This window comes from Verrucosispora sp. WMMA2044 (assembly GCF_027497155.1).
Lineage (GTDB): Bacteria > Actinomycetota > Actinomycetes > Mycobacteriales > Micromonosporaceae > Micromonospora > Micromonospora palythoicola.
On record NZ_CP114913.1, the window covers coordinates 656,789 to 683,140 of the forward strand.

31 protein-coding genes are annotated in these 26,352 nt (G+C 71.8%); 22 read left to right on the plus strand and 9 right to left on the minus strand.

Translation table 11 applies throughout. The features are described 5' to 3' along the window. Positions 1 to 114 precede the first annotated feature (114 nt). Entirely contained in the window at positions 115 to 648 is a 534-nt protein-coding gene (locus O3597_RS03035; protein ID WP_164447455.1) for an HNH endonuclease, read from the plus strand. Positions 649 to 842: 194 nt separating this feature from the next. Here O3597_RS03035 and O3597_RS03040 read toward each other — a convergent pair whose 3' ends face one another. The 3 genes from O3597_RS03040 to O3597_RS03050 form a co-directional block, all read right to left on the minus strand. Continuing rightward, positions 843 to 1,676, minus strand: coding sequence for a class F sortase (locus tag O3597_RS03040; protein WP_281603197.1), 834 nt, complete (start codon positions 1,674 to 1,676; stop codon positions 843 to 845). Between the two features lie 12 nt (positions 1,677 to 1,688). Beyond that, positions 1,689 to 2,234, minus strand: a complete 546-nt coding sequence (locus O3597_RS03045; protein ID WP_281603198.1) for a hypothetical protein — start codon at positions 2,232 to 2,234, stop codon at positions 1,689 to 1,691. Between the two features lie 73 nt (positions 2,235 to 2,307). After that, positions 2,308 to 2,787, minus strand: a complete 480-nt coding sequence (locus O3597_RS03050; protein WP_164447453.1) for an Lrp/AsnC family transcriptional regulator — start codon at positions 2,785 to 2,787, stop codon at positions 2,308 to 2,310. A 148-nt stretch (positions 2,788 to 2,935) separates the two neighbouring features. Between O3597_RS03050 and O3597_RS03055 the strand changes: the two genes are divergently transcribed. The 16 genes from O3597_RS03055 to O3597_RS03130 all read left to right on the plus strand — a co-directional run bounded on the left by O3597_RS03055 (position 2,936) and on the right by O3597_RS03130 (position 16,619). Beyond that, on the plus strand, positions 2,936 to 3,829 hold the full coding sequence (locus O3597_RS03055; protein WP_281603199.1) for a tryptophan 2,3-dioxygenase family protein: 894 nt from the start codon (positions 2,936 to 2,938) through the stop codon (positions 3,827 to 3,829). Positions 3,830 to 3,845: 16 nt separating this feature from the next. Beyond that, entirely contained in the window at positions 3,846 to 5,129 is a 1,284-nt protein-coding gene (gene kynU / locus O3597_RS03060; RefSeq protein WP_281603200.1) for a kynureninase, read from the plus strand. Continuing rightward, positions 5,126 to 6,457, plus strand: a complete 1,332-nt coding sequence (locus O3597_RS03065; protein ID WP_281603201.1) for an NAD(P)/FAD-dependent oxidoreductase — start codon at positions 5,126 to 5,128, stop codon at positions 6,455 to 6,457. Before kynU ends, O3597_RS03065 begins: the two co-directional genes overlap by 4 nt. Before the next feature lie 20 nt (positions 6,458 to 6,477). Then, complete coding sequence (locus O3597_RS03070; protein ID WP_281604458.1) at positions 6,478 to 7,959, plus strand: 2-hydroxymuconic semialdehyde dehydrogenase; 1,482 nt, start codon at positions 6,478 to 6,480, stop codon at positions 7,957 to 7,959. Further along, entirely contained in the window at positions 7,956 to 8,750 is a 795-nt protein-coding gene (locus O3597_RS03075; protein WP_281603202.1) for a fumarylacetoacetate hydrolase family protein, read from the plus strand. Before O3597_RS03070 ends, O3597_RS03075 begins: the two co-directional genes overlap by 4 nt. Continuing rightward, on the plus strand, positions 8,747 to 9,676 hold the full coding sequence (locus O3597_RS03080; RefSeq protein WP_281603203.1) for an acetaldehyde dehydrogenase (acetylating): 930 nt from the start codon (positions 8,747 to 8,749) through the stop codon (positions 9,674 to 9,676). Before O3597_RS03075 ends, O3597_RS03080 begins: the two co-directional genes overlap by 4 nt. Then, positions 9,673 to 10,728: a 4-hydroxy-2-oxovalerate aldolase gene (gene dmpG, locus O3597_RS03085; RefSeq protein ID WP_281603204.1), complete on the plus strand. Its 1,056-nt coding sequence runs from the start codon at positions 9,673 to 9,675 to the stop codon at positions 10,726 to 10,728. Before O3597_RS03080 ends, dmpG begins: the two co-directional genes overlap by 4 nt. Beyond that, a complete protein-coding gene (locus O3597_RS03090) occupies positions 10,725 to 11,498 on the plus strand; it encodes a fumarylacetoacetate hydrolase family protein (RefSeq protein ID WP_164447447.1) in 774 nt (257 codons plus the stop codon). The genes dmpG and O3597_RS03090 overlap by 4 nt, the downstream gene beginning before the upstream one ends. Before the next feature lie 192 nt (positions 11,499 to 11,690). Continuing rightward, on the plus strand, positions 11,691 to 12,122 hold the full coding sequence (locus O3597_RS03095; protein ID WP_164447446.1) for a RidA family protein: 432 nt from the start codon (positions 11,691 to 11,693) through the stop codon (positions 12,120 to 12,122). Then, positions 12,119 to 12,643, plus strand: coding sequence for a 3-hydroxyanthranilate 3,4-dioxygenase (locus tag O3597_RS03100; RefSeq protein ID WP_281603205.1), 525 nt, complete (start codon positions 12,119 to 12,121; stop codon positions 12,641 to 12,643). Before O3597_RS03095 ends, O3597_RS03100 begins: the two co-directional genes overlap by 4 nt. Next, on the plus strand, positions 12,643 to 13,671 hold the full coding sequence (locus O3597_RS03105) for an amidohydrolase family protein (RefSeq protein WP_281603206.1): 1,029 nt from the start codon (positions 12,643 to 12,645) through the stop codon (positions 13,669 to 13,671). Before O3597_RS03100 ends, O3597_RS03105 begins: the two co-directional genes overlap by 1 nt. 28 nt (positions 13,672 to 13,699) lie before the next feature. Beyond that, on the plus strand, positions 13,700 to 13,918 hold the full coding sequence (locus tag O3597_RS03110; RefSeq protein WP_164447443.1) for a type II toxin-antitoxin system VapB family antitoxin: 219 nt from the start codon (positions 13,700 to 13,702) through the stop codon (positions 13,916 to 13,918). Continuing rightward, positions 13,915 to 14,343 carry a PIN domain-containing protein gene (locus O3597_RS03115; protein WP_164447442.1) on the plus strand — a complete coding sequence of 143 codons (429 nt, stop codon included), beginning with the start codon at positions 13,915 to 13,917 and terminating at the stop codon, positions 14,341 to 14,343. The genes O3597_RS03110 and O3597_RS03115 overlap by 4 nt, the downstream gene beginning before the upstream one ends. A 57-nt stretch (positions 14,344 to 14,400) precedes the next feature. Continuing rightward, on the plus strand, positions 14,401 to 15,864 hold the full coding sequence (locus tag O3597_RS03120; protein WP_281603207.1) for an amidase: 1,464 nt from the start codon (positions 14,401 to 14,403) through the stop codon (positions 15,862 to 15,864). Between the two features lie 70 nt (positions 15,865 to 15,934). Beyond that, complete coding sequence (locus tag O3597_RS03125; protein ID WP_281604459.1) at positions 15,935 to 16,219, plus strand: hypothetical protein; 285 nt, start codon at positions 15,935 to 15,937, stop codon at positions 16,217 to 16,219. Further along, a complete protein-coding gene (locus O3597_RS03130) occupies positions 16,206 to 16,619 on the plus strand; it encodes a DUF5130 family protein (RefSeq protein ID WP_164447440.1) in 414 nt (137 codons plus the stop codon). Before O3597_RS03125 ends, O3597_RS03130 begins: the two co-directional genes overlap by 14 nt. Positions 16,620 to 16,697: 78 nt before the next feature. Here the strand turns inward: O3597_RS03130 and O3597_RS03135 are convergent, their stop codons facing one another. From O3597_RS03135 to pepN, 3 genes are all read right to left on the minus strand, one after another. After that, positions 16,698 to 17,066, minus strand: coding sequence for a Uma2 family endonuclease (locus tag O3597_RS03135; protein ID WP_281603208.1), 369 nt, complete (start codon positions 17,064 to 17,066; stop codon positions 16,698 to 16,700). Continuing rightward, complete coding sequence (locus O3597_RS03140) at positions 17,018 to 17,260, minus strand: hypothetical protein (RefSeq protein WP_281603209.1); 243 nt, start codon at positions 17,258 to 17,260, stop codon at positions 17,018 to 17,020. The genes O3597_RS03135 and O3597_RS03140 overlap by 49 nt, the downstream gene beginning before the upstream one ends. 79 nt (positions 17,261 to 17,339) lie before the next feature. Further along, positions 17,340 to 19,889, minus strand: coding sequence for an aminopeptidase N (pepN, locus tag O3597_RS03145; protein ID WP_164447438.1), 2,550 nt, complete (start codon positions 19,887 to 19,889; stop codon positions 17,340 to 17,342). Between the two features lie 215 nt (positions 19,890 to 20,104). Between pepN and O3597_RS03150 the strand changes: the two genes are divergently transcribed. The 4 genes from O3597_RS03150 (at position 20,105) to O3597_RS03165 (ending at position 23,081) form a co-directional block, all read left to right on the plus strand. Beyond that, positions 20,105 to 20,728, plus strand: coding sequence for a disulfide bond formation protein DsbA (locus tag O3597_RS03150; protein ID WP_281603210.1), 624 nt, complete (start codon positions 20,105 to 20,107; stop codon positions 20,726 to 20,728). A 168-nt stretch (positions 20,729 to 20,896) separates the two neighbouring features. Beyond that, entirely contained in the window at positions 20,897 to 21,235 is a 339-nt protein-coding gene (locus O3597_RS03155) for a hypothetical protein (RefSeq protein ID WP_164447436.1), read from the plus strand. Positions 21,236 to 21,347: 112 nt separating this feature from the next. Further along, positions 21,348 to 22,544, plus strand: coding sequence for a DUF1015 family protein (locus O3597_RS03160; RefSeq protein WP_164447435.1), 1,197 nt, complete (start codon positions 21,348 to 21,350; stop codon positions 22,542 to 22,544). 69 nt (positions 22,545 to 22,613) lie between these two features. Then, complete coding sequence (locus O3597_RS03165; protein WP_164447434.1) at positions 22,614 to 23,081, plus strand: ribose-5-phosphate isomerase; 468 nt, start codon at positions 22,614 to 22,616, stop codon at positions 23,079 to 23,081. A 66-nt stretch (positions 23,082 to 23,147) separates the two neighbouring features. On the opposite strand, the gene O3597_RS03170 is transcribed toward O3597_RS03165, so the two are convergent. Continuing rightward, positions 23,148 to 23,474, minus strand: a complete 327-nt coding sequence (locus tag O3597_RS03170; protein WP_164447433.1) for a hypothetical protein — start codon at positions 23,472 to 23,474, stop codon at positions 23,148 to 23,150. 28 nt (positions 23,475 to 23,502) lie between these two features. Beyond that, entirely contained in the window at positions 23,503 to 24,732 is a 1,230-nt protein-coding gene (locus O3597_RS03175) for a GNAT family N-acetyltransferase (RefSeq protein ID WP_281603211.1), read from the minus strand. Positions 24,733 to 24,842: 110 nt separating this feature from the next. On the opposite strand from O3597_RS03175, the gene O3597_RS03180 reads away from it, so the two are divergent. After that, positions 24,843 to 25,382 carry a hypothetical protein gene (locus tag O3597_RS03180; RefSeq protein WP_281603212.1) on the plus strand — a complete coding sequence of 180 codons (540 nt, stop codon included), beginning with the start codon at positions 24,843 to 24,845 and terminating at the stop codon, positions 25,380 to 25,382. 223 nt (positions 25,383 to 25,605) lie between these two features. On the opposite strand, the gene O3597_RS03185 is transcribed toward O3597_RS03180, so the two are convergent. Beyond that, entirely contained in the window at positions 25,606 to 26,280 is a 675-nt protein-coding gene (locus tag O3597_RS03185; protein WP_164447430.1) for a DUF1028 domain-containing protein, read from the minus strand. Positions 26,281 to 26,352: the final 72 nt, after the last annotated feature.

Consider the following 26,352-nt stretch of genomic DNA (forward strand, 5'->3'; position numbering starts at 1 on the left):
ACTATTGGCGCAGCGGACGTCGGTGATCCGGCCGGCGTCGACGTGGTGTGGGGCTGTGCCCGGCGCCGGTCGGCGGTGGCGAGTGGTAAGCCGCTTGACCGGGAGGGTGACGCGATGCCTGACATACGACCCACGGTGGGCTCCGGCGCGCTGGTCCTCAACGCCACCTACGAGCCGCTGTGTGTCGTATCGGTACGTCGGGCCGCGATTCTCGTGCTCTCGGCCAAGGCGGTCTGCGTCGCCGACGGTGAGGGCATCCTGCACAGCGCCCGCAGTGCGCTGCCGGTGCCCTCGGTCGTCCGGCTCACCCGGTTCGTCCGGGTGCCCTACCGCACCCACGTGGGCCTGTCCCGCCGGGCGATCTTCGCCCGGGACGGCTGGCGTTGCGCCTACTGCCGTGGGCCGGCGGAGACCATCGACCACGTCTTCCCCCGCAGCCGCGGCGGCCGGCACGCCTGGGAGAACGTGGTCGCCGCCTGCGCCAGGTGCAACCACACCAAGGGCGACAAGACCCCCGCCGAGCTGGGCTGGCGACTGCACTCGTTGCCGACCGCCCCGAAGGGGATCGCCTGGCGCGTGCTCGGCCATCGCGCCCCCGACCCGCGTTGGGCCGATTGGTTGGACCTCCGCGAACCCGAAGCCGCCTGACCGGCGAGCACCCACCCTGGCACGGGAGCGCTCAATCCAGATCCTTCACCCAGCGGTGCTGCGGGGACGACATCCCCGCGCCCTCCGCGCGGGAAGTGCGCCGAACAGGTTTTCGGGGGAGCCCGACCCGCGCAGGGATCAAGCCTGACCGCCCGGAGCGGGTCGGGCTTCCCCGAAAACTCCCAGAGCGACCCCTACCGGGCCTCGACAAGCGAAGCGAACACCACGACGTTGTCCGCGTACCCGGTCTGCCCACCCACCCAGCGCCCGCCGCAGGTGATCAACCGGAGCTGCGGACGGCTGAAGTCACCGAAGACGTCGTCCGTGGGTAGTTGTTCCTTGTCGAACCGGTCGACCCGGTCGACCTCGAAGATCGCCACCGAGCCGTCCGAGCGGGCGACCTCGACCCGGTCGCCGGTGCGCAACTGGGGCAGCTGGTGGAAGACCGCCGGTCCGGTGGTGGTGTCGACGTGCCCCACGATGACAGCCGGACCGTACTGGCCGGGGGTGGGCCCCTGGTCGTACCAGCCGGCCTCCTGGGCCCGCTCGGCCGGCGGCGCGGCGATGCTGCCGTCGGGCGCGATGCCCACGTTGTGCACCGGGGCGGCCAGGTCGATCTTGTTGATCTCGATGCCGACCGGCTCGCTCGCCGCCAGCAGCGGGAACTTCTTGGACGGCGGTGCCAGCCCGGCGATGAACCGGTCCGGTAGCACGCTGAGCCCGGTCATCCGCTCGACACCGAGCATCGCGATGATCAGCAGCATCAGCGAGCCGATCACCAGTACCGGTAGTCCCGGACCGGAGTGACCGGAACGTCTGGTTCCCACCGACCGGTTCGGGCGTCGCCGGGGCGGTAGCGGTGCCGCCGCGGGATCGGGCGTGGCGACGCTCGCCGAACCGACCTGCGCGGCGACCCGGACCAGCCGGCCGGCCGCGGCGACCGTTCGCCGCCAGGCACGTCGGCCCCGGCGGTCGGTACGGCGTGGACCGGGGCCCGGTTCCGGCGCGGGTACGCGGAAGCCCGCCATGATGACGGTGGGTCAGGAACCGGCCCGGCGCCGGCTGCTGAACAGGCCGAAGATCACCATCGCGGTCACCGTGGCGACGCCACCGAGCAGCAGCATCGACCCGGTGCCCCGGTCGGCCGTACCGCCACCACCGGTGGCCGGGCCCTTGGTGGGCTGGTCCATGTTCAGCACGGTGAGGGTGGTGCTCGCGGTCCGGCCGTTGTCGCAGCGCAGGTGCACCGAATAGTCGCCGGCCGCCTTGTTGCCGGGCACGGTGACCGAGCCGGTGAGGAACCCGTTGTCCGGCCGGAGGTAGACCCGGTCGAACGCGTCCGAGGTCACCTCGGCCTGGCGGCCGTTGGCGTTGTCGCAGCTGGCCCGGATGTTCACCCGGGAGCCGGCCTGGACGCTGTTCGGCGTCACCTCGACGAAGGTGTTCTCACCCGCTCTGGCGGGTGCGGTGCCGGGCAGCAGCAGCCCGGCCAGAGCGAACGCCGCGATCAGGACGAACGCCCCGAACAGTCGGGCGATGGTCGACGGGGCGTGCTGGACGCCTCCGTACTGTCGCAGACCTCGCATGATCCTCCCTCCCGGCACCGGCGTACCGGTTCCTGCTGGGGCGACCCGCGTGGCTTTCCCCCTGCTCCGGTGGCTAACCCGGCTCCCGGCGACGGGGACGGCTGTCAGGAGGGCGCCCTTCCGTCGCGGTGACCGGCTGCCAGGCGAGTGGGGTGGAGAGCACCATCGTGCTCGACGGCTGTCCGTAGGGGGCGAGTCGGTCGATGACCGCCTCGAAGTCCCCGATCGAGCCGGCCGCGACCTTCAACACACTGCACGCGTCCCCGGTGATCCGGTGGATCTCCAGGATCTCCGGCCATCGCGCGACCTCGGGATCGTGCAGGATGCACCGGGCGCCGTAACAGGACATCCGGATCAGCGCCACCACGGTGCGGCCGGCCCGGGCCAGGTCGACGTGGGCGTGGTACCCGCTGATCACGCCGGTCTCCTCCAACCGGCGGACCCGCTCGGCGACCGCCGGTGGGGACAGGTGCACCCGCCGGGACAACTCGCTGAAGGACAACCGCGCGTCGGCCTGCAACTCGCGGAGCAGGGCCCAGTCCATCTCGTCCATGCCCGCGACCTTACGTCCGGCAGGTCATTACCGGCGAGCGGCTTCCGTTCCTTAGGTCGACCACCGAAAGCGCCGTTGAACAGGCATTCCATCTGGCCAACCGCACGGGAGATCATGACTGGACGGGCGAGCCGGGAGGAGCGGACGCATGGAGCAGACGGAGCTGCGGCCCCGGACGGAGGTGCGTCCGGTCACCGCACGGCAGCGGGTGGCGCGGGCCGCCCGCAACGGCGGCGAACCGACCTTGGAGTTCGCCGAGCGGGTGCCGTACGACGCGTACGTGCAGGCCAGCACGCTGCATCGGCTGCAACAGCCGCTCAGCGCCGACCCGGGCGAGATGTCGTTCCTGATGGTCAGCCAGATCATGGAGTTGTACTTCGGCCTGACCTGTCACGAACTGCGGGAGACGTCCCGGCTGCTGCGCGCCGACCGGGTGTGGGAGGCGTTGGCCCCGCTGCGCCGCGCCGCGCTGCACCTGGAAGGGCTCAACGCCGCCTGGCGGGGGCTGCGCTGGATGACCCCGGCCGACTTCAACCGCTTCCGCAACCTGCTCGGCGAGGGGTCGGGCTTCCAGTCGGCGATGTACCGCCAGCTGGAGTTCCTGCTCGGGCTGCGCGACCCGGCACTCATCCGCCCGTTCCGGCGGCAGACCGAGGTGTACGCCGAGCTCACCGACGCCCTGGCCACCCCGAGCGTCTGGGACGAGGTGGTCGCCCTGCTCGCCCGGCACGGTCACGACCTGCCGGCGGACCTGCTGGAGCGGGACGTGGCCACCGAACACGAGACGCACCCCGCCGTGGAGGCGGCCTGGGTGCGGATCTACGCCGATGCCGGGCCCGACAACCACCTGCGGATGCTCGGCGAGGCGCTGACCGAGGTGGCCGAGCAGTTCGGCGACTGGCGGCACCACCACATCAAGGCGGTGCAGCGGACGATGGGCGCCAAGGTGGGCAGCGGCGGCTCCGCCGGTCTGGCGTGGCTGCAACGCAGCATGGCCCGGGTGGTCTTCCCCGAACTGTGGTCGGCCCGGACGGCGATGTGAGGCGGTTGTGACGACGATGAGCAACGACACCGAGGCCGAAGCGTTCCGCCTCGACGCGGCCGAACCGGGGCACCGGCACCTGTTCCACGTGCCGCCGGCAGACGGTGGGCGCTATCCGGAGGCTGCCTACCTGGCAGGCAACTCGCTCGGCCTGCAACCGAGGGCCACCCGCGACGAACTCCTGGCCGACCTGGACGCCTGGAGCCGGCTCGGCGTGGAGGGGCATCTGGCCGCCGAACGGCCCTGGCTGCCGTACCACGAGCTGCTGACGGCGCCGGCCGCCCGACTGGTCGGCGCCCTGCCCACGGAGACCGTGGTGATGAACTCGCTGACGGTCAACCTGCACCTGCTGATGGTCAGCTTCTACCGGCCGGCAGGCGAGCGGACCCGGATCGTCATCGAGGACAGCGCCTTCCCGTCGGACAGCTACGCGGTGCGCAGCCAGGCACGCTTCCACGGTCTCGACCCCGACACCACGGTCGTCCGGCTCACGCCGCGCCCCGGTGAGGACACCCTGCGCACCGAGGACGTCACCGGGTACCTGGCGGCCGAGGGCCACGCCGTGGCGCTGGTCCTGCTCGGTGGCGTCAACTACCTCACCGGCGAGCTGATGGACATCCCGGCGATCACCGCGGCGGCCCGGGCCGCCGGTGCGGTCGTCGGGTGGGACCTGGCCCACGCGGCGGGCAACGTCCCGCTGTCGCTGCACGACTGGGACGTCGACTTCGCCGCCTGGTGCTCGTACAAGTACCTCAACTCGGGGCCTGGCGCGCTGGCCGGGGTCTTCGTCCACGAACGACACCACGGCGACGCGACGCTGCCCCGCTTCGAGGGCTGGTGGAGCACGGCGGCGGCGACCCGGTTCCAGATGGCTCCGGTCAGTCGACCACCGGCCACCGTGGAGGCGTGGCAGATCTCCAACCCGCCGATCTTCGCGATGGGGCCGGTCCGCACCTCGCTGGAACTGTTCGACTCGGTCGGCATGCCGGCGCTGCGGGCGCGTAGCCTGCGGCTCACCGGCTACCTTGAGCGGCTGCTGGACGAGGTCACCGCCGACCGGCCGCTGCGGGTGATCACCCCACGCGAGCCGCGCCGGCGCGGATGCCAGCTCTCGGTACGCATCGGCGCGGGCAGCGCCAACGAGCTGACCAGACGGTTGCGCCACGAGCACGGGGTGATCGCCGACGCCCGGGAGCCGGACGTGGTCAGGTTCGCCCCGGTGCCGCTGTACTCGACGTATCACGACTGCTGGCGGGTCGCCGAGGCGCTGGCCGCGACGGTTTCGGGGGTGGCCCGGTGACCGGGGAACGCGACGAGATCGCGGTGGTCGGCGCCGGGCTGGCCGGTTGCCTGCTGGCCTGCTTCCTGGCCCGCCGGGGCCATCCGGTGGCGCTCTACGAGCGCCGCCCGGACCCGCGCAGCGGCACCCCCGAACGGGGCCGCTCGATCAATCTGGCGCTCTCCGAGCGAGGGCTCGACGCGCTGCGTCGCATCGGACTGGCCGAGCAGGTGATGGCGGACGCGTTGCCGATGCGGGGCCGGATGATCCATCCGGTCGGCGGGCCAACCGGATTCCAGCCGTACAGCGTCTCCGGCGACCGGGCGATCAACTCGATCAGCCGGGGTGCGTTGAACAACGCCCTGCTGGCGGCCGCCGCCAAGCTGCCGGGGGTGCGGATCGCCTTCGAGCACCGGCTGGTCGGGCTCGACCCGGCGACCGGGACCATGACCTTCGAGACGCCGGGCGGCCCGGTGACCGAGGGCGCGCGGGTGGTGCTCGGCACCGACGGTGCCGGCTCGGCGGTACGCGGGCAGCTGCTCGCCCACGGCCTGGTCACCGAGAGCGTCGACTTTCTCGACTACGGCTACAAGGAACTGACGATCCCGCCGCTGGACGGCGACTTCGCCCTCGACCCGGGTGCGCTGCACATCTGGCCGCGCGGCACCTCGATGATGATCGCGCTGCCCAACCCGGACCGCTCGTTCACCTGCACCCTGTTCTGGCCCACCCACGGCACCGCGGGCTTCGCCTCGCTGGGCAGCCCGGCGGCGATCGAGCGGCACTTCGCGCAGCACTATCCGGACCTGCCGCCGATCGCCCCGAACCTGGTCGACGACTACCAGCACAACCCGGTCGGGGTGCTCGGCACGGTGCGGTGCGACCCGTGGCAGGTCGACGGGCGGGTCGCCCTGCTCGGCGACGCGGCGCACGCCATCGTGCCGTTCTACGGCCAGGGCGCGAACTGCGCCTTCGAGGACGTGGTGGAGCTGGACCGCTGCCTCGACGAGTGTGCCGGGGACTGGTCGGCGGCGCTGCCGCTGTTCCAGCACCGCCGGCAGGACAACGCCGAGGCGATCGCCCGGATGGCGCTGGCCAACTTCGTGGAGATGCGCGACAAGGTCGCCTCCCCGGTCTTCCGGGCCCGCAAGCAGGTCGAGCACGCCCTGGAGCGGGCGCTGCCCGGCCGGTACGTCTCCCAGTACGAGCTGGTGTCCTTCTCCACCGTCCCGTACGCGCAGGTGCGCCGTCGGGTCCGCCGGCAGTACCAGGTGGTCGGCCTGGCGGTGGCCGGCCTGGCGGCGGTGGTCGGCGCGGCGGTGGCACTCGGGCTCAGGGGGCGCGGATGACGCTCTGGGATCCCCGACTGATGGCCGGGCGGGCACCGGCCGGCCCCGGACTGCTGAGGAACTTCGTCGGCGGCGAGTTCGTCGACGCCGGAAACCGGTTCACCAAACGCAGCCCGGTGACCGGCGAGCCGGTGTTCGAGGTGGTCGAGGCGGACCGGTCCACTGTGGACGATGCGGTGGCGGCGGCGCGGACGGCGTTGCGGGGCCCGTGGGGTCGGGCGGGGGAGCGGGAACGTGCCGAGGTGCTGCGCCGGATCGCCGACGAGTTGGAGCGTCGTTTCGACGACCTGGTGTCCGCCGAGGTCGCCGACACCGGCAAGTCCATCTCCCAGGCCCGCACCCTGGACATCCCGCGCGGCGCGGCGAACTTCCGGGCCTTCGCGGAGATCGTGGCGACCGCGCCGACCGAGTCGTTCACCACGGTCACCCCGACCGGTGGGCGGGCGCTCAACTACGCGGTGCGCAAGCCGGTCGGCGTGGTCGCGGTCATCGTGCCGTGGAACCTGCCGCTGCTGCTGCTCACCTGGAAGGTCGCCCCCGCTCTGGCCTGCGGCAACGCGGTGGTGGTCAAGCCGAGCGAGGAGACGCCGGCGTCGGCCACGCTGCTCGCCGAGGTGATGGCGGCGGCCGGGGTGCCCGACGGCGTGTTCAACCTGGTGCACGGTTTCGGACCCGGCTCGGCCGGCGAGTTCCTCACCCGCCATCCGGACGTCGACGCGATCACCTTCACCGGCGAGTCGGCCACCGGCGGCGCCATCATGCGGGCCGCCGCCGACGGGGTGAAGGCGGTCAGCTTCGAGTTGGGTGGCAAGAACGCCGGACTGGTCTTCGCCGACGCGGACCTGGACGCGGCGGTGGCCGGTTCGGTCCGGTCGAGTTTCACCAACGGCGGTCAGGTGTGCCTCTGCACGGAGCGGATCTACGTGCAGCGGCCGGTGTTCGAGGAGTTCACCGCGCGGCTGGCCGAGCGCGCCGGCGAGCTGGCGTACGGCTGGCCGGCCGACGAGGCGACGGTGAACATGCCGCTGATCTCGCACGGCCACCGGGACAAGGTGCTCGGGCACTACGACCTGGCGCGGGCCGAGGGCGCCCGGGTGCTCGCCGGCGGCGGGGTGCCCCGGTTCGACGACGCCCGCGACGGTGGCGCGTACGTGCAGCCGACGGTGCTGACCGGGCTCGGCCCGGACGCGCGGACCAACCGCGAGGAGATCTTCGGGCCGGTGGTGCACGTGGCACCGTTCGACGACGAGGACGAGGCGTACGCGCTGGCCAACGGCACCGAGTACGGCCTGGCGGCGACGGTCTGGACCCGCGACGTGGGTCGGGCGCACCGGGCCGGTGCCCGGTTGGACGCCGGCATCGTCTGGGTCAACACGTGGTTCCTGCGCGACCTGCGGACCCCGTTCGGCGGGGTGAAGGCCTCGGGCATCGGTCGGGAGGGCGGCGTGCACTCGCTGAATTTCTACTCGGAGCTGACGAACGTCTGCGTGGAGCTGTCATGAACGACGTCGAGTCGGCGGCCCGGGAGCTCGCCGAGGCTCGCGCCGGCGGCAGACCGTGTCCGCCGTTGCGTGGGCGGCTGCTGCCGGAGGGGGACGTCCAGGCCGCGTACCGGGTGCAGCAGCGCCAGGTGGGCGAGTGGCTGGCGTCCGGGCAGCGCCGGGTGGGCGCGAAGATCGGGTTGACCTCCCGGGCGGTCCAGGAGAGCTTCGGGGTGTACGAGCCGGACTTCGGGGTGCTCACCGACGCGATGGCGGTGCCCGACGGTGCCGAGGTGGCGATCGGGCGCCTGCTGCAACCCCGGGTGGAGGCGGAGGTCGCCTTCGTGCTCGGTGCCGACCTGCCCGACGACCGGGTCACCACCGCCGACCTGCTGCGCGCCGTCGACCACCTGCTGCCGGCCATCGAGATCGTCGACTCGCGGGTCGCCGGTTGGGACATCTCCATCGTGGACACGGTGGCCGACAACGCCTCCAGCGGCCTGTTCGTGCTCGGCACCACGCCCCGCCGGCCGGCCGAGGTCGACCTGCGGCTGTGCGGGATGGTCCTGGAACACGCCGGAGAGCCGGTGTCGGTGGGCGCCGGGGTGGCCTGCCTGGGCAACCCGTGGCACGCGCTGGCCTGGCTGGCCGGCACGACGGCCCGCGCCGGTGATCCGCTGCGCGCCGGTGACGTGGTGCTCTCCGGCGCGCTCGGCCCGATGGTGGCGGTGACGCCGGGCGCGGCCTACGAGGCACGCATTTCCGGTCTCGGCTCGGTGCGGACCTGTTTCTCCAAGGAGGTGCACGGATGACGGGTGTGGCGGTGATCGGGTCGGGCAACATCGGCACCGACCTGATGATCAAAATACTGCGGCTGTCGGACTCGCTGCGGATGGTGGCGATGGCCGGTATCGACCCGGCCTCCGACGGGCTGGCCCGGGCCCGCCGGCTCGGCGTGGCGACCACCGCGCGGGGTGTCGAGGGACTTGTCGCGATGCCCGAGTTCGCCGACGTGGAACTGGTCTTCGACGCCACCTCGGCGGGTGCGCACCGGCACCACGACGCCGTCCTGCGGGCACAGGGGCGGACCGTGATCGACCTTACCCCGGCGGCGATCGGCCCGTACGTCGTGCCGCCGGTCAACCTGGAGGAGCATCTGGGCGAGACCAACCTGAACATGGTCACCTGCGGCGGGCAGGCGACCGTGCCGATCGTCGCCGCGGTGCGGCGGGTGACCCCGGTCGCGTACGGGGAGATCGTCGCGTCGATCGCCTCGCGGTCGGCCGGCCCGGGCACCCGGGCCAACATCGACGAGTTCACCGAGACCACGGCCCGGGCGATCGAGGTGGTCGGCGGCGCTGAGCGAGGCAAGGCGATCATCGTGCTCAACCCGGCCGACCCGCCGCTGCTGATGCGCGACACCGTCTACTGTCTCTGTCCGAATGCCGACGCCGACCGCGCCGCCATCGCCGCCTCCGTCGGCGACATGGTGGCCAGCGTGCAGGAGTACGTGCCCGGCTACCGGCTCAAGCAGGACGTGCAGTTCGACCGCGTCGACACCCACGTGCCGTCGTTGGGGCGGCAGCTCACCGGGTTGCAGGTCTCGGTCTTCCTGGAGGTCTCCGGCGCCGGGCACTATCTGCCCGCGTACGCCGGGAACCTGGACATCATGACCTCGGCCGCGCTGCGCACCGCGCAGCGGTTGGTCGCCCTGCGGAAGGAGGTGCTGGCCCAGTGACCGAGTTGTACATCCAGGACGTGACGTTGCGCGACGGCATGCACGCCATCGCCCACCGCTACACCGTCGACCAGGTCCGCACCATCGCCGCCGCACTGGACGCCGCCGGGGTCGCCGCGATCGAGGTGGCCCACGGTGACGGTCTGGCCGGGTCCAGCGTCAACTACGGCCACGGCGCGGCCAGCGACGCCGACTGGATCGCGGCGGCGGCCGAGGTGATGACGAGGGCGAAGCTCACCACCCTGCTGCTGCCCGGCATCGGCACCATCGCCGACCTGAAGGCCGCCCGGGCGCTGGGCGTGACGAGCGTGCGGATCGCCACCCACTGCACGGAGGCGGACATCTCCGCCCAGCACATCTCCTGGGCCCGGGAGAACGGCATGGACGTGGCCGGCTTCCTGATGATGTCGCACATGAACGACCCGGCCGGGCTGGCCGCCCAGGCGAAGCTGATGGAGTCGTACGGGGCGCACTGCGTCTACGTCACCGACTCCGGCGGCCGGCTGCTGATGTCCGATGTGGCGCAGCGCGTCGACGCGTACCGGCAGGTCCTCGAACCGAGCACGCAGATCGGCATCCACGCCCACCACAACCTCTCCCTGGGCGTGGCCAACAGCGTCGTCGCCGTCGAGCACGGCCGGGTCGTCGGCGCCGGCCCGGTCGGGTCGCCGGCCGGCCGGACGGTGCGGGTGGACGCCTCCCTGGCCGGCATGGGGGCCGGCGCCGGCAACGCGCCGCTGGAGGTCTTCGTCGCGGTCGCGGAACTGCACGGCTGGCGGCACGGCTGCGACGTCTTCGCGCTGATGGACGCCGCCGACGACATCGTCCGCCCGTTGCAGGACCGGCCCGTCCAGGTCGACCGGGAGACCCTGTCCCTGGGGTACGCGGGGGTCTACTCCAGCTTCCTCCGGCACGCCGAACGGGCCTCGGCCCGCTACGGCGTGGACGTCCGGTCGATCCTGGTGGAACTGGGCCGACGCCGAATGGTCGGCGGCCAGGAAGACATGATCGTCGACGTGGCGCTGGACCTGGCCGGCAAGGAGAAGTCATGATCGGGCCGGACATCGCGGGGATCGCCGAGACGCTCGGTACGGCCGCCGACACGGCCACCGCGACGGCGCAGCTCGCCGCCGAGACCGGGCTGGACGTCGACGCCGCGTACGCGGTGCAGACCGCGCTGGTGCAGCGCCGGCTGGATCGGGGGGAGCGGCTGGTCGGGCTGAAGATGGGGCTGACCAGCAAGGCGAAGATGGCCCAGGTCGGGGTGGACGAGGTGATCTGGGGCCGGCTCACCGACACCATGCGGATCCCCGACGGCGGCACGGTCGACATGGCCGCGTTCATCCATCCCCGGGTCGAGCCGGAGGTGGCGTTCCTGCTGGACCGCCTGCCCGAGCCCGGTGAACCGGTCGGTGACTTCACCGACGCGGTGCGGGCGGTCGCTCCGGCGATCGAGTTGATCGACTCCCGGTACGCGAACTTCACCTTCTCCCTGCCGGACGTCATCGCCGACAACACGTCGGCCGGCGCGTTCGTGATCGGGCCGTGGTCACCGGTGCCGGACGGGTTGGACAACCTGGGCGTGCTGTTGGAGATCGACGGACGGTTGGCCCAGGTCGGCTCGACGGCGGCCATCCTCGGCGATCCGCGACGGGCCCTGGACGAGGGAATCCGGCTGGCGGGGCGGCACGGGGTGCGGTTGCGCGAGGGCTGGGTGTTCCTGGCGGGCGCGGCGACGGCCGCTGTTCCGTTGCGTGCTGGTGCTCATGTGCGGGCGGTTGTCGAGAAGCTCGGTACGGCTTCGTTGCGGGCCTCGTCGTGATCGGCGTGGGGGTTCCGGGCAGCCCACCCGGCTCCGGGCGGTCAGGCTTGATCCCTGCGCCGGGCGGGCTGCCCGGAACCCCTGACGTGGTCGGGCTTCGCGCGCCGGTGTCAGGTGGGTTGGATCTGGGGTGGACCGCGCCGGTGTTGGGTGGGTCGGGTCTGCGGCGGACGGTGCCGGGGGTGGTCTGGCGTGAGTGGTGACGGAGCCCGGGTGGTTGCCGGGAAGGCGGTGCCTCGGGGGGCGTTTCCGCATGTGAAGGTGGCGGGTGGGTTCGTCTTCGTGTCGGGGACGTCGTCGCGGCGGGCCGACAACACGTTCGCGGGCGTGTCGGTGGACGAGTTCGGCACGACCGATCTGGACATCCGGGCGCAGACGCGGGCGGTGATCGAGAACATCGCGGACCTGCTGCGGTCGGTCGGTGCGGGGCTGGGCGACCTGGTCCAGGTGACCACCTATCTGGTCAACATGAACGACTTCGGGGGATACAACGAGGTGTGGGCGGAGTTCTTCGACGCGACCGGACCGACCCGGACCACGGTCGCCGTGCACCAGTTGCCGCATCCGCACCTGCTGATCGAGATGCAGGCCGTCGCCCTGCTCCCAGAAGGAGGCCAGTCATGAGTGAGATCGCCGAGCCGTTCAGCTTCCCCGGCTGGATCGCCGATCACCAGCACCTGCTGAAGCCGCCGGTGGGCAACAAGGAGATGCTGCCCGGCTCCGAGGACTTCATCGTGATGGTCGTCGGTGGGCCGAATCAGCGCACCGACTTTCACGTCGACCCGTACGAGGAGTTCTTCTACCAGGTCAAGGGCAACATGCACATCAACCTGATGCTCCCCGAGGGTCCGCGTACGGTGCACGTGCGCGAGGGGCAGATGTGGATGCTGCCCCGGAACACGCCGCACTCGCCGCAGCGGCCGGAGGCCGGCTCGATCGGCATGGTGATCGAGCGGGTACGCGAGGAGGGAACGCTGGAGAAGTTCCAGTGGTACTGCCCCGAGTGTTCCCACCGGGTGCACGAGGTCGAGTTGCAGGTCCGGGACATCGCTGCCGACCTGCCGCCGGTCTTCGCCGCCTTCTACGCCGACGAGTCGGCGCGTACCTGCGACAACTGCGGCACCCTGCACCCGGGCAAGGGCTGATGGCGGCTCCGGTGCCGTCGGCGTCTCCGGTGGTGGACGTGCACACGCACGTCGTACCGAAGGGTTGGCCGGACCTGGCCGTGGCGTGCGGCGGGTCCGGCTGGCCATGGCTGCGGATCGACTCGGAGCGCGCCGCCATGATCATGGTCGGCGACACGGCGTTCCGCCCGGTCGGCGCCGAGTGCTGGGACGCCGACACCCGGCTGGCCGACATGACGGCCGACGGGGTCGACGTGCAGGTGGTCTCGCCCACCCCGGTCTTCTTCTGCTACGACCGGCCGGCCGACCAGGCGGTGAAGGTGGCCCGGATCTTCAACGACCTGACCCTGGAGGTCACCGCCGCGGGCGGGGACCGGCTGCTGCCGTTCTGCCAGGTGCCGTTGCAGGACCCGGACGCGGCCTGCGCCGAGGTGGACCGCTGCCTCGCGGCCGGCCACGTCGGCGTGGAGATCGGCAATCACGTCGGCGACCGGGACCTGGACGACGCCGGCATCGTGACGTTCCTGACCCACTGCGCCGAGGTCGGTGCGCCGGTCTTCGTCCACCCGTGGGACATGGCCGGCAGTCCCCGGCTGGACCGTTGGATGGCCCGGTGGCTCACCGGCATGCCCGCCGAGACCCACCTGTCGGTGCTGGCGATGATCCTCGGCGGGGTGTTCGACCGGGTGCCGGAGACGTTGCGCATCTGCTTCGCCCACGGCGGCGGCAGCTTCCCGTTCTGGCTGGGGCGCGCCGACAACGCCTGGCACCGCCGTGGCGACCTGGTACGCGGTGCCTCCGCCGCCCCGCCCAGCTCCTATGTCGACCGGTTCTACGTCGACTCGGTGGTCTTCTCGACTCCGGCGCTGCGGCTGCTCGTGGACACCATGGGCGCCGAGCGGGTGCTGGTGGGCAGCGACTACCCGTACCCCCTGGGCGAACGGCCGGCCGGTGCGGTGGTCCGCCAGGCCGACTTCCTCACCGACGCCCAGCGCGCCGACCTGCTCTCCACCAACGCCCTCCGCTTTCTTGGCCGAGTCGATATATAGAGACGGAAGTCTCATATACACTTGGGCCGTGAAAACTGTTATTGATCTTGATGATGAGCTGCTCGAACGGGCGCGTCGCGAACTGGGCACCAAGAGCAAGAAGGACACCATTCACGCCGCGCTCCGGATGGTTGCCGAACGCAGCGAGCGGGTGGAGGCGATCCGGGAGTTGCTCGCCGTCGATCGGGACTGGACCGGCTTGCTGGAGGACGACAAAACACCCGGCGGCGAGCGGGACGCCGCGTGACCCCTCCACCAGGCCTGTACCTGATAGACACCTCGGCCTGGGGCCGCCTCCGCCAGCCGATCGTCGGAAAGCGGATCCTTGCCCTGCTGGAGGAGCGGCTGGTCGCGACCTGCCTCCCGTTGGACCTGGAGGACGGGCGTAGCGCCCGCGACTTCAGGGATGCGATGACGGTACGCGCCCGGCGTGCGGAGCTGATGATCGACCTTCCGATCTCTCCGGCTGTGGCCACGAGAGCGCGGGACCTGCAACTGGCGTTGACCGCCCGGGGACACCACCGGGCGGCGAGTCCGGTGGATCTCATGGTGGCGGCCTCCGCCGCCGAGTACGCGGCCACCGTGCTCCACTACGACCGGGACTTCGACCTGTTGGCGGAGGTGGGTGGTCCACGCTCGGAGTGGGTGTCCCCGCCGGGCACCCTTTCCTGAGGCCGTGACGCTCGTGTCGGCGCGGCGACGAGTGGCCTGAGCGGGCAGGATGGCGGCATGGCCGAGCCGCACGACCTGACCGCGCTGGAACAGGCCGCTGCGCTCGCCCGTGGTGAACTGTCCAGCCTGGAGCTCGTCGACCACCATCTGCACCGGGTCGACGCGCTCGGTGACACCGTCGGTGCCTTCGTCACCGTCACCGCAGAGCTGGCGCGCCAAGCCGCCCGCGTCGCCGACGCCACGCCGGCCGACCGGCGCGGGCCACTGCACGGGGTGCCGACCGCGATAAAGGACCTGACCCTGACCGCAGGTGTCCGCACCACCTTTGGTTCGACCGCCTTCGCGGACTTCGTACCGCCCGTCGACGCCGACGTGGTGCGCTTCATGCGGGCCGCCGGACTGGTCAGTCTCGGCAAGACCACCACCTCCGAGCTGGGCTGTTCGCTGTACTCCGAGACTTCGGTGGCACCACCGGCCCGCAATCCGTGGGCGTTGGCGTACACCGCCGGCGGTTCCAGCGGCGGCGCGGCCGCGGCCGTGGCGGCGGGCCTGGTGCCCGTGGCGCAGGGCTCGGACGGCGGTGGTTCGGTGCGGATCCCCGCGTCGCTGTGCGGGCTGATCGGCTACAAGCCAAGCCGTGGCCTGGTCTCCGGCGGTCCACTCGGTTTCGGCGCCTTCGGCCTGCCGACCAACGGTCCGCTCGGTCGGACCGTCTCCGACGTGGCCGCGTTGCTGGACGTGCTGGCCGAGCCGGTGCCCGGCGAGCCGTATCTGCCGCCGCCACCGCCGTCGGGCGGCTATCTCGCCGCCGCCCGGACCGCCGAGCCCGGCCCGTTACGGATCGGCCGGTTCACCACCCCGATGCTCGCCGACGAGCCGGTCCACCCGGACTGCGTCGCCGCGGTGGACCGGGCCGCCGCGTTGCTCGCCGCCGCCGGGCACGAGGTCGTCGAGGTGCCGGCGCCGCTCGGCCCGCAGGTCTGGCCGCTGTTCGAGATCGTCTGGTACGTCCTCGCGCTCGCCCCGGTGCCGCCGCAACGGGAATCCGAGCTGCTGCCGCTGACCCGCTTCCTGCGGACCCAGGCCGCCGGGATCTCCGCCGGTACGCTCACCGCGACCCTCGGCGAGATCCAGGCCCAGGTACGCCTCGGTGTCCGCCGTACCGCCGGTTGCGACCTGCTGCTCTGTCCCACCTTGGCGGCCCCGCAGGCGCCGGTCGGCTGGTTCTCCCTGGGGCGCACCCCGGCGGAGGATTTCGACCGGCAACGTCGCTTCTCGCCGTACTGTGCGGTCTTCAACGTCACCGGCCAACCGTCGGTTTCGCTGCCGGTCGGCGTGACCGCCGAGGGACTGCCGGTCGGCGTGCTGCTCACCGGCCGCTACGGCGACGACGCGAGGCTGATCGCGACCGCTGCGCAACTGGAGGCCTCCAGTGGCGGATGGGATCGGCACCCCGCAGTCTGGCGGAGCGTCGCCTCCGCTAACGTGAATGACAGCGGAGTCGGGAGGTCACCGCGGTGATCTGCCACTCGACCCGATCGAAGGTCTCTCTTTCCGCCTGGGGGCGTTGGGATTGTCTGTAACCGACACGTTGCTGGTCTTCGTCGGCATCCCGGCAGCCATCGTGCTGGTGATCGCCGGCCTCGTCTACGCGGGCAGCCAGGGCGGTGGTTTCGGTGCCAAGCGTTACCGGCCGGGCCGGCCGTTCACCTTCACGCCGGTGTGGTTCCTCGGCCGCCCCGAGGAACTGGCCGACTCCGCGGGCACCGCGCTGTCGGCGGGGGCACAGGCGCCCGCGCTGACCAGCCGCACGCAGGAACAGGCCGGCGTCGAGGCGCCGACCGGTGGAACCGGAGGCGCAAGTGACCGTTGGTGAGAAGCAGCACGCGGCCGGGACGGAGAACCCGCCCGACGTGCTCGACGGGCCGTTCTCGACCCGCCAGCTGCTGCGCATCGACGAGGCGCTGCGGGTGGCCGACCGGACGACCGGTCTGGTCTTCTCCGTCTTCGTCGGCGGACTCGACGAGCCGATCCGGGAGCACGCCGAGCGGCTGCACCGGCAGCTCGCCGAGCCCGACCGGTCGGTGCTGATCGCGATCTCACCCAACCAGCGTCAGCTGGAGATCGTCACCGGCCGGTACGCCCGCAAGCGCGTCCCGGACACGTACGCCAAGATCGCCGCCCTGTCGATGGTGGCCGCGTTCGGCGGCGGTGATCTCGCCGGCGGCATCATCCAAGGCCTCGACCAGCTCTCCCGCTACGCCGGTAAAGGCTGAGCCCGACCCGTACGACAAAGCCCGGCCCGCGTCACGCGCGGCCGGGCTTTTTCCTGAGCGGGATCATGGTTCCGCAGCTCACCGCGGCCAGGCGGACGGATCGAGCCGCATCGGCCACGGCTCGGTCACCTCGACCGGATCGTCCGGCCCGACCGTGCCGAGCAGGTTGTAGTGGACCTCTTTGACCAGTTCGTAGCGGTACACCACTGGGCCGAAGTCGCCCCGTTCCACCCGCCAGTAGTAGGGGATGCCGGCCTCGGCGTAGAGCGCGGGCTTGGCGAACCGGTCGTGTCGGCGGCTGTTGGGCGACTCGACCTCGACGACGAGCGCGACGTACGCCGGATCCGCCCACATGCCGTCGGGCGGCGCGCCCGGTTTGAGGACCGAGATGTCCGGAATCAGGTTGCCGCTCGGGGCGCGAACCCCGGCTCGCGGATGATCATCCACTCCGTTGGTGCCGACGCACGGATCGCCGACCGGATCTCGTCCGCCAGCCAGTGGTGTCCGTAGCCGGCCGGTGGCGTCACGTGGAGGCTTCCGTCGACGATCTCGTAGCGACTTCCATCCTCTGGCAGTTCGGCGAGATCCTGCTCCCGCCAGCCGAGTTCCGGTGGGCGCCACTCGTGAGCCGGTTGTGCCATCACCTCCACCTCCCTTGGCCACGATAACGGCCCGGGTGCGTCGGGTAACCACGACGCACCCGGGCCGGTGGAGTGTCTGTCAGGCCGTCCGGGCGTCCCGGGCCTGCGCGGCGAGCGCGCGGACCACGCCGTCGCGGCCCTCGGCGACCAGCCGCCGCAACGGCCCGGGGTGACCCTCCTGTGCCAGCCAGGCGTCGGTGGCCTCGACGGTGTCGTCCTGCACCAGGTACGCCGGGTACATGAGCATGGCGAACTCCTGCGCCGGCTCGCTGTCCCGGGTCGCCCAGACCTGCCCGACCGTGGCGAAAAACCGGTCCCGGTAGGGCGTGATCAGCTCCACCTGGGTGGGGTGGCTGAAGCCCTGCAACAGCGCCCGGTGCCGCCAGTTCGGCAGCGCCTCGGGGCCGGTCAACTGCGCCCAGACGGCGGCCTTGTTCGCCTCGGTCGGCACCAGCGCGTGCGCGTACGCGGCCTCCCGCTCACCGCTTGAGGTCTTGTCCCGGGACAGCTCCGTCTCGATCTCCGACGCTCCGGCCACGCCATTGGCCACCAGCGCCTGCAACACGCTCCACCGCAGCTCGGTGTCGATGGTCAGCCCGGGGGTCACCTGGGTGCCCTCCAACCAGCCGCGCAGCACGGCCAGGTCCTCGCCGGAGCGGGCCGCGGCGACGTACGCCCGGGCCCAGGCCAGCTGGAAACCGCTGCCCGGCTCCGCCGCCGCGAGCGCGGTCTTCGCGGTACGGGCCAGGTCGGCCCAGCCGGTCGGGGCCCAGGCCGGGTCGGCGTAGAAGGTGAGCGCGCTGCTGACCTGGCGCAGCGTCGCGGTGACCAGGTTGATGTCCGTCTCCGCCGGCAGCCCGGCCAGCACCAGGGCGACGTAGTCGCGGGTGGCCAGTTCGGCGTCGCGGGTCATGTCCCAGGCGGCGGTCCAGCACAGCGCCCGCGCCAGCGACGAGTCGAGACCGGCGATGTGCTGGACCACCGTCGCCATGGACCGCTCGTCCAGCCGCAGCTTGGTGTAGCTCAGGTCGTCGTCGTTGAGCAGCAGCACGTCGGCCGCGGGCACACCGGTGAGGTCGGTGAGTTCGGTCAGCTCGCCGTCGACGTCGACCTCGTACCGCTCGCGGCGCACCAACCGACCGTCGGTGAGGTCGTAGAGCCCCACCCCGATCCGGTGGGTACGCAGGGTCGGGTAGCCCTCCGGGGCCTCCTGACGGACCGCCACCCGCTGGTACGTGCCGTCCGCGTCGATGGTCAGCTCCGGGCGCAGCGTGTTGACCTGGGCGGTCTCCAGCCACTGGGAGGCGAAGGTGGTCAACTTGCGACCGGAGGCGGTCTCCAACTCGGACAGCAGGTCGTCGAAGGTGGCGTTGCCCCAGGCGTGCCGGCCGAAGTAGGCGCGCAGACCGGCCAGGAAGGACTCCTCGCCCACGTAGGCGACCAACTGCTTGAGCACGCTGGCGCCCTTGGCGTACGTGATGCCGTCGAAGTTGACCTCGACGGCCTCCAGGTCGGGCATCTCACAGTAGACCGGGTGGGTGGAGGAAAGCTGGTCCTGCCGGTAGCCCCAGTTCTTCCGGATGGACAGGAAGGTCGTCCACGCCTCGGTGAACCGGGTGGCGTGCGTGTTGCACCAGTGGCTGGCCCATTCGGCGAACGACTCGTTCAGCCACAGGTCGTTCCACCAGCGCATGGTGACCAGGTTGCCGAACCACATGTGCGCCAGCTCGTGCAGGACGGTGTTGGCCCGCTGCTCGTACTCGAAGTCGGTGACCTGCGAGCGGAACAGGTAGTGCGACTCGGCGTGGGTCACGCAGCCGAAGTTCTCCATCGCCCCGGCGTTGAAGTCCGGCACCCAGAGCTGGTCGTACTTGGGCAGCGGGTAGCGCACCCCGAACTGCTCGTGGAAGAAGTCGAAGCCCTGCGTGGTGACCAGGTTCAGGTCGTCGGAGTCCAGATACTGCGCCATGCTCGCCCGACAGAAGTAGCCCAGGTCGATGCCGTCGTGGGTGTACCTGACCTCGTGGTACGGCCCGGCGCACAGCGCGGTGATGTAGGTGCTCATCCGGGCGGAGGTGGCGAAGTGCACCGTCTTGTGGCCCTCGCCGGCGGCCTCCTCCCGCTCCACCGGCATGTTGGAGACCACCTTCCAGTGCTCCGGAACGGTGGCGTGCCAGGTGTAGACGCTCTTCAGGTCCGGCTGGTCGAAGCAGGCGAAGACCCGCTGCGCGTCGGCCGTCTCGAACTGGCTGTAGAGGTAGGTCTCACCGTCGACCGGGTCGACGGTCCGGTGCAACCCCTGCCCGGAGTTGGAGAAGGCGAAGTCGGCGTCGACGACGAGCGTGTTCTCGCTGGCCAGCCCGGTCAGCGTGAGCCCCTTCTCGGCGCTGAAGTCGGCCAGGTCGACCGGTTCGCCGTTGAGCGTCGCCGAGCGTACCGAGTCGGCCGCCACCTCGATGAACGTGCTCGCCCCCGGTTCGGTGCAGCGGAACCGCACCTCGGTGGTCGACCGGAAGGTCCGACCGTCGGCGGCGTGAACAGCACTGGACAGATCCAGACTGATGTCGTACCCGGTCACGTCGAGCAGGCGGGCCCGCTCGGTCGCCTCGACCTGTGTCAGGTTGCGCACTCCCGGCACTGTTCGTCTCCATCCCACTCTCGCCGTCCGTCACGGCCGCATGGTCCGTCGACCGCTCGTGACGGCCGGTCCGGCCTGAGTCTTCCATGTACGGGTATGCGGTGGTGGGCGAGGTCACGGGTCGATCCTCGCGTGAGTGCGGGCGGTCGAGGAAAGATCGGAGGTACGCCGGTGAGTCGGCGTCACCATCGCGAAGGGATCTCGTCGTGAACGAGCGCGCCAGCGTAGACATGTGGTTCGACCCGATCTGCCCGTGGGCGTGGCTCACGTCCAGGTGGCTGCTGGAGGTGGAGCGGGTCCGCCCGGTCGACGTCCGCTTCCACGTGATGAGCCTGTCGGTGCTCAACGAGGGTCGGGAACTGCCCGACGACTACCAGGAGCTGATGCGCAACGGGTGGGGGCCGGTGCGGGTCTGCGTCGCCGTGCAGCAGCGCCACGGCGCCGACGCCGTACGGGCGCTCTACACGGCCCTGGGTACGCGGATCCATCTCGGCAAGGAGCCGCTCGGAGCGGACCTGTACGTCGCCGCCCTGACCGACGCCGGACTCGACCCGGCGCTGGCCGAGGCGGCCGGCGACAGCGACCTCGACCCGCCGCTGCGGGCCAGCCACGAGGCGGGTATGCGGCCGGTCGGCACCGACGTCGGCACCCCGGTCATCCACGCCCCCGGCCCCGACGGTCGGCAGGTCGCCTTCTTCGGGCCGGTGATCACCCCGGCGCCCAGGGGCGAGGCCGCAGGTCGGCTCTGGGACGGTGTCCTGCTGGTCGCCGGTACCCCCGGCTTCTTCGAACTCAAGCGCAGCCGCGACCTCGACCCCATCTTCGACTGAGCCGGAAGCAAGGGCACCTTCTCAACGCCTCGTGGATGGCTGAGGTCCCTTCCTGACGCCGCCACGTCGAGGCCCGGCAGCCACGCCGCTGGCGGGCCCGGCGTCACCGGTGCGGTCGCGGACTCGTTTGTCCGGATGTCCGCAGCCCACCGCTCGTGGAGGTGCCTGGTGGCCAAGCATCGTGCCCCGGTCGACGATCGCTGGAGTCGGGAGGAGGGCGGCGGTGGGGGCGTGCTCGGGCCGGCGGCGGGCCGGACCGCGCCGACCCCGGGGAACGGCCGGGCCGGCAGGTGGTCCGCTCCCCGGCAGGATCGCAGCCCGAACGCGGCCGGCGGGTTCGGGCGCGACGGCGCGGTGGGCGTCGCCTCGGTTCCCGCCACCTCGCGGTTGACCCCTCCCGGTCGCGACATCCGCAACCACGGACCACGACCGGCCCCGACACGTCGTCCCGCCGTGGTGCCGGCGTCGACCGGCCGGCACCGACGGGCGGCGGAGGCGGAGTGCTGACGACGGACCCCGCCACACCTGAGGTGTCAGGGCGGTGACCCTGCTTTTATCTGGTGGGCTCGGGGCGGGTCCGGCGGCGGCACCCGACGCGCCGCCGGTAGCGTCAACGGTCATGACGGTCGTGCACCCGATCTCCCGCGCCTGGATCACCACCGGTGGTACCGGCGCCCAGAACTACGACGAGTTCGCCGACGACGCGGAGATCACCGCGATCATCGAGGCGAATCCGCACAGCGCCCTCGGCATCGAGATGCCGCACAAGGCCCCGGAGAGCCTCGGCAGGTCCTTCGTCGACGCCCTGCCGGACGCGGTGAGCCGGCTCGCGGAGGCGAAGGCCGACGGCAGTTACACCCCGGCCGAACAGGTGGTGGTGCTGTACCGGATCAGCGCGCCGGGCGAGGAGTCGGCCTACGGGCTGTTCGCCATGGTCGACACCGACCAGATCTCCACCCGGGCCGACGAACCCGGCCTGGTCATCCGCAACGAGGACGTCTTCATCGCGAAGGTGCGCGAACGGGTGGCGCTGGCCGAGGCGTTGGGGCACCTGCTCTCACCCGTACTGCTGCTGCAGACCGGATGTGGCGACGAGCTGCACGCCGCGCTCGCGGCGGCCACCGACACCGCCGGGGCGCCCGCCGCCACCGACACCGATCAGGCCGGACGTACCCACGCCATCTGGCTGGTCGGTCCCGGCCCGCAGCAGGACGAGCTGACCGCACTGGCCGGTGGTGGCGAGTTGGTCGTCGCCGACGGCAACCACCGCAGCCTGGCCGCGCAGACCGGCGGGATGCCCCGGTTCCTGGCGGTCGTCACCACCCCGGCGTCGGTTGCCATCCAGCCTTACAACCGCCTGGTCAGCGAGCTGACCACCACCCACGAGGAACTGCTGGAGCGGTTGACGGCGGCCGGGGCGCGGATCACCCCGGTCGACGGCCCGGCCGAGGTCCCCGCCACCGGCGGCACCGTCGTGCTCCAGCTTCCCGATCAGGCGTACGCGGTGACGCTGCCGCACACCGGCGCCGGTCGGCTGGAGAACCTCGACCACGCTCTGGTCGAGCGACTGCTGTTGCGCGACGCCCTCGGCCTGGATCCGGGCGACAAGCGGATCACCTACGTCGGCGGTGACTACCCGGCGAGCTGGCTCACCGGTGAGGTGCGGTCCGGTCGGGCCGAACTGGCCATCCTCATCGCGCCGGTGACCGTCGACGACTTCGTCGCGGTGAACCTGGCCCGGGAGAAGATGCCCCGCAAGAGCACCTGGTTCACCCCGAAGGCGCGCGGCGGCCTGGTGGTCGCCGAACTGGCCTGATCCGGTGCCCGTCCCACGGGGCACCGCCCCGGCGTCGCCTCGTGGGACGGGCCTGACAGACTGCCCGGTATGCGCGTCTACCTGGGATCCGATCACGCCGGTTTCGAGTTGAAGGTGCACCTGGCCAACCACCTGGCCAAGCAGGGCTACGAGGTGGTCGACATCGGCCCGCACGCCTACGACCCGGAGGACGACTACCCGGCCTTCTGCCTGCACGCCGGCACCCGCGTGGTGGCCGACCCGGGCAGCCTGGGTGTGGTCATCGGTGGCTCGGGCAACGGCGAGCAGATCGCCTCGAACAAGGTGGCGGGGGTGCGGTCGGCGCTGGCGTGGAACGTCGAGACCGCCCAGCTGGGCCGGCAGCACAACGACGCCAACGTGGTCGCCGTCGGTGCCCGCCAGCACACCCTCGACGAGGCCACCGCCATCGTCGAGGCGTTCCTGACCACGTCCTTCTCGGGCAGTGACCGGCACGCTCGGCGCATCGCCCAGGTCGCCGAGTACGAGCGCACCCGGCAGCTGCCCGACCTGCCCTGATCCACGACCCTTCGGACCGTCCTTCCTGATCCGGGTTCGGGAACACCGAACCCGGATCGGGACGGGTCAGCGGCGGGGCAGTTCGTCGCGCGGAGTCCAGTTACGGCGGACGATGACGACCCGGTCCGCCGCGGCGGCGAGATCCTCGTCGGAGGGCCGGGCCGCGTCCCGCGCCCGCATCGCCGCGGTCACGCTGACCTGTGACGAACCAGACCCGACTAGCCCGCGCAGCCCTCGCTCGCCCTCGTCGGAAGCGCCGTTGCGTCGCCCACGCGACGTCTCACCGCCGTCGTGCACCCCCGCCGTGCTGGCCGCCGCACCACCGTCGACTCCACCGCCGGGGCTGCCGTGCTGCCGGTGCCGCCGTCGCCGCCGTTCCCCGCCATCCGCCACCCCCCGACCGTACCCCCATCGCCGGCGGTCAGAAGATCTCCATGGCGGAGGGGGCTCGGTGCCAGGTGAAGGCGGGACCGGCGGCGGTGAGCGCGCCGGGGCGCAGCTCGCGGAGCCGACCGGCGTCGGCCAGCGCGGTCGGGTTCACGCCGCCGAGGTACAGCTCGCCGAGGCAGCGTACGTCGCAGGCCAGGTCGGCCGGTCCGGTCGCCGGTGTACAGGTCGCCTCGGCCGGCCCGCCGCGCAGCCGCCACCGGCCGGTGTTCTCCGGCAGCAGGTGGTCGGTCACCTCGATGACCACGTCGACGTCGGTGGCGTAGCGCCGGGCGGCGAGCGCGGCCGGCACGTCCACCACCCGTACCCACAGCGCGTCGACCAGCCGGCAGTTGAGTCGGCGCGGTTCGTTCAGCAGCCGCAGCAGCGGCTCGTCCACCGCCGCCCGCATCCACGCGACCCGTCGGGTCAGGTCGAGCGAGAGCAGCATCCGCCACATCGCCAGGTACCCCGCCGGGGTGCTCGCCACCACCTCGTCGACCGTGGTGAGACTGTTCGGGCCACCGTCGTCCCACTCGGCCTTGGTGCGGAACAGCCCGTAGCCGTCGACACCGTCGGGTCCCTCGTGCAACACCACCCGCCGCTCGGTGGCCCCACCACGGTGCGCCTGCGGGTCGACGAGCACGTACCGCCACCACCGGTCGTCGCGCACCGACCAGCCGGGGCGATCGGCGCGTACGTGCTCGTACACCCGGGCCAGGTCGGCCTGGCGGTCGGTCGGCCGGTCCAGGCGCAGCCGGCCCTCGCCCGGCGTCGGTGCCGGTAGCCGCAGTTCGGCGGTCTCGCCGGAGACGTGGAACCGCTGGGAGGCCAGGCCGTAGCCGAAGCGCGGATAGATCTGACCCTCGCTGGCCCAGAGCACCGCGACCGGCTCCCGGCGACTGTCGTGGATCTGACGCAGCTGGTGGTGCATCATGGCGGTGAGCAGGCCCCGCCGACGGTGGGTGGGCGCGACCCCGACCATGCTCACGTGTGCGGCGGCCAGGTCGCCACCGGGCACGCCGAGCTGCCGGGTGAACGCGATGGCGGTGGCGACCAGGTCGGATCCGTCGCGTATCTGCAGCGCGCGTTCCGGTTCGAAGATCGGACGTTCGGCTTCCTGGGCCTCGCTGTCGACCGGGTGGTGGAACAGGGAACCGAGGAACCCGTTCATCTCGTCGAAGTCGGCGTTGGCGATTTCGATCGGCAGAGTGGAGGTGGTCACCGCTCGTGTCTAGCCGATCGGTGTGGGTACGGCGACCGATTTGCGGGCTGGCTACCCTCGAAGTCTCCAGCGGCGTCCGGGGGCGCCGTCGGTGAAGGGGAGGGAACGACATGGCCGAGCAGACGCAACCGTGGGCGGAGCGGACCGTCGAGGTGCCACCGCAGCCCGGTGGCGGGGTGCCGCCGCAGCGCGACCCGTACCGCCGGGGCGTGGCCCAGGTCGGCGCCCGCGCGCCGCGTACCGAGCCGTTCCCGACGGTGGAGCACGCGCCGACCGGCACCGGCTGGCCGGGCGGACCGGTGCCGCGACAGCCGTTGAGCTGGCACGTGGCCCGACTGAAGCGTGGCGGCGAGTGGAGCTTCGCCGGGGCCCTGTTCGCGTTCGTCTGCTGGGGGATCTGGGCGATCTCCGGCGGCGGCGACCTCGTCGGACCGATCGTGATCTTCGTGCTGAGCCTGCTGGTCGCGGCCGGGTTGTTCACCCTGGCCCGACTGCTCGGCCGGGTGGTGCTGGAACGGCAGTTGGGTCGGGTACGACGCACCGCCCGGGGAGCGCACCTGGTCACGGCGGTCTTCCTGACCGGTCTCGGCGTCGCGTTCCTGCAACAGACTCAGTGGATCATGGACGCCTGGAACTGGCTGACCAACTAGACCCTGTCCGGCGGTGGGACACCCGCGTGAGGTTCCCGGCCGCCGGGCGGGCCGGTCCGTCGGCCGGCCCGCCCGGGAGGTGGCCGCGACACCGCGACCGAGGTCGTCACTCCACCAGGACGGCGGCCTGCTTACCCAGCCCGAAGCGATTCATCCCCAGCCGGTGGGGACTCCGGCCGCGCCGTCCGGGCCCGGAACGGCCGGTGAGCTCCCAGCCATCGCATCAGCCGAGCGCCCGTCGGGCCGCTTCGCCCATCGGGTCGTCCCGGGTGGGCAACTGCCGTACGGCGGTGGCCACCTCCTCGTGGAAGACGTCGTACAGCCGGCGTAGCTCCTTCGCCGGATGATCGTGGTCGTCGACCCGCAGGTCCCACAGCGGATACGGCTGCTCGCCGATCACCATGACGGTCGCCGAGCGCGCCCCGTGCCGGTCACCGCCGGCGTCCTCACCCAGTTCGATCGCGAGCAGCAGCCGTTCGGCCAGGTCGAGATCCTCGCCGCCTTGGTACGCCCGCACGATCTCGTCGAGAGGCTCCGCGCCCACCAGCCGGTTGCCCTGCACCGCATAGCCGGTGCCGGTGCGATGGCCCGACCAGTCCAGGGTGCGGGCACCGGTGAAGGCGTACGAGCGTCCGTCCCGGTCGACCATGCCAACCTGCCGTACGTCCCGACCCGGGTCGCGGTCGAGCAGCTCGGTCACCACGTCCTCCGGCGTACGGCCGTCGCCGAGCAGCGGCAGACCGTCGTAGGCGAGGAACGGGTTGGGCAGCGCCTGGGTGGCCACGGCGCCGTGGGGATGGACGTGCGCCACCAGCTTGCCGACACCCGGCTTCGCGGTCAGCGCCGCCACGCCCAACTGCCCGGAACGCCCACAGCGGGCGACGATCGAGAAGGTCACCGCCGCCGCCTACCCGGCAGCACACCGGGCATGCCGCCCATCCGGTGACGCTGGTTGTGCCAGCCGCGTGCT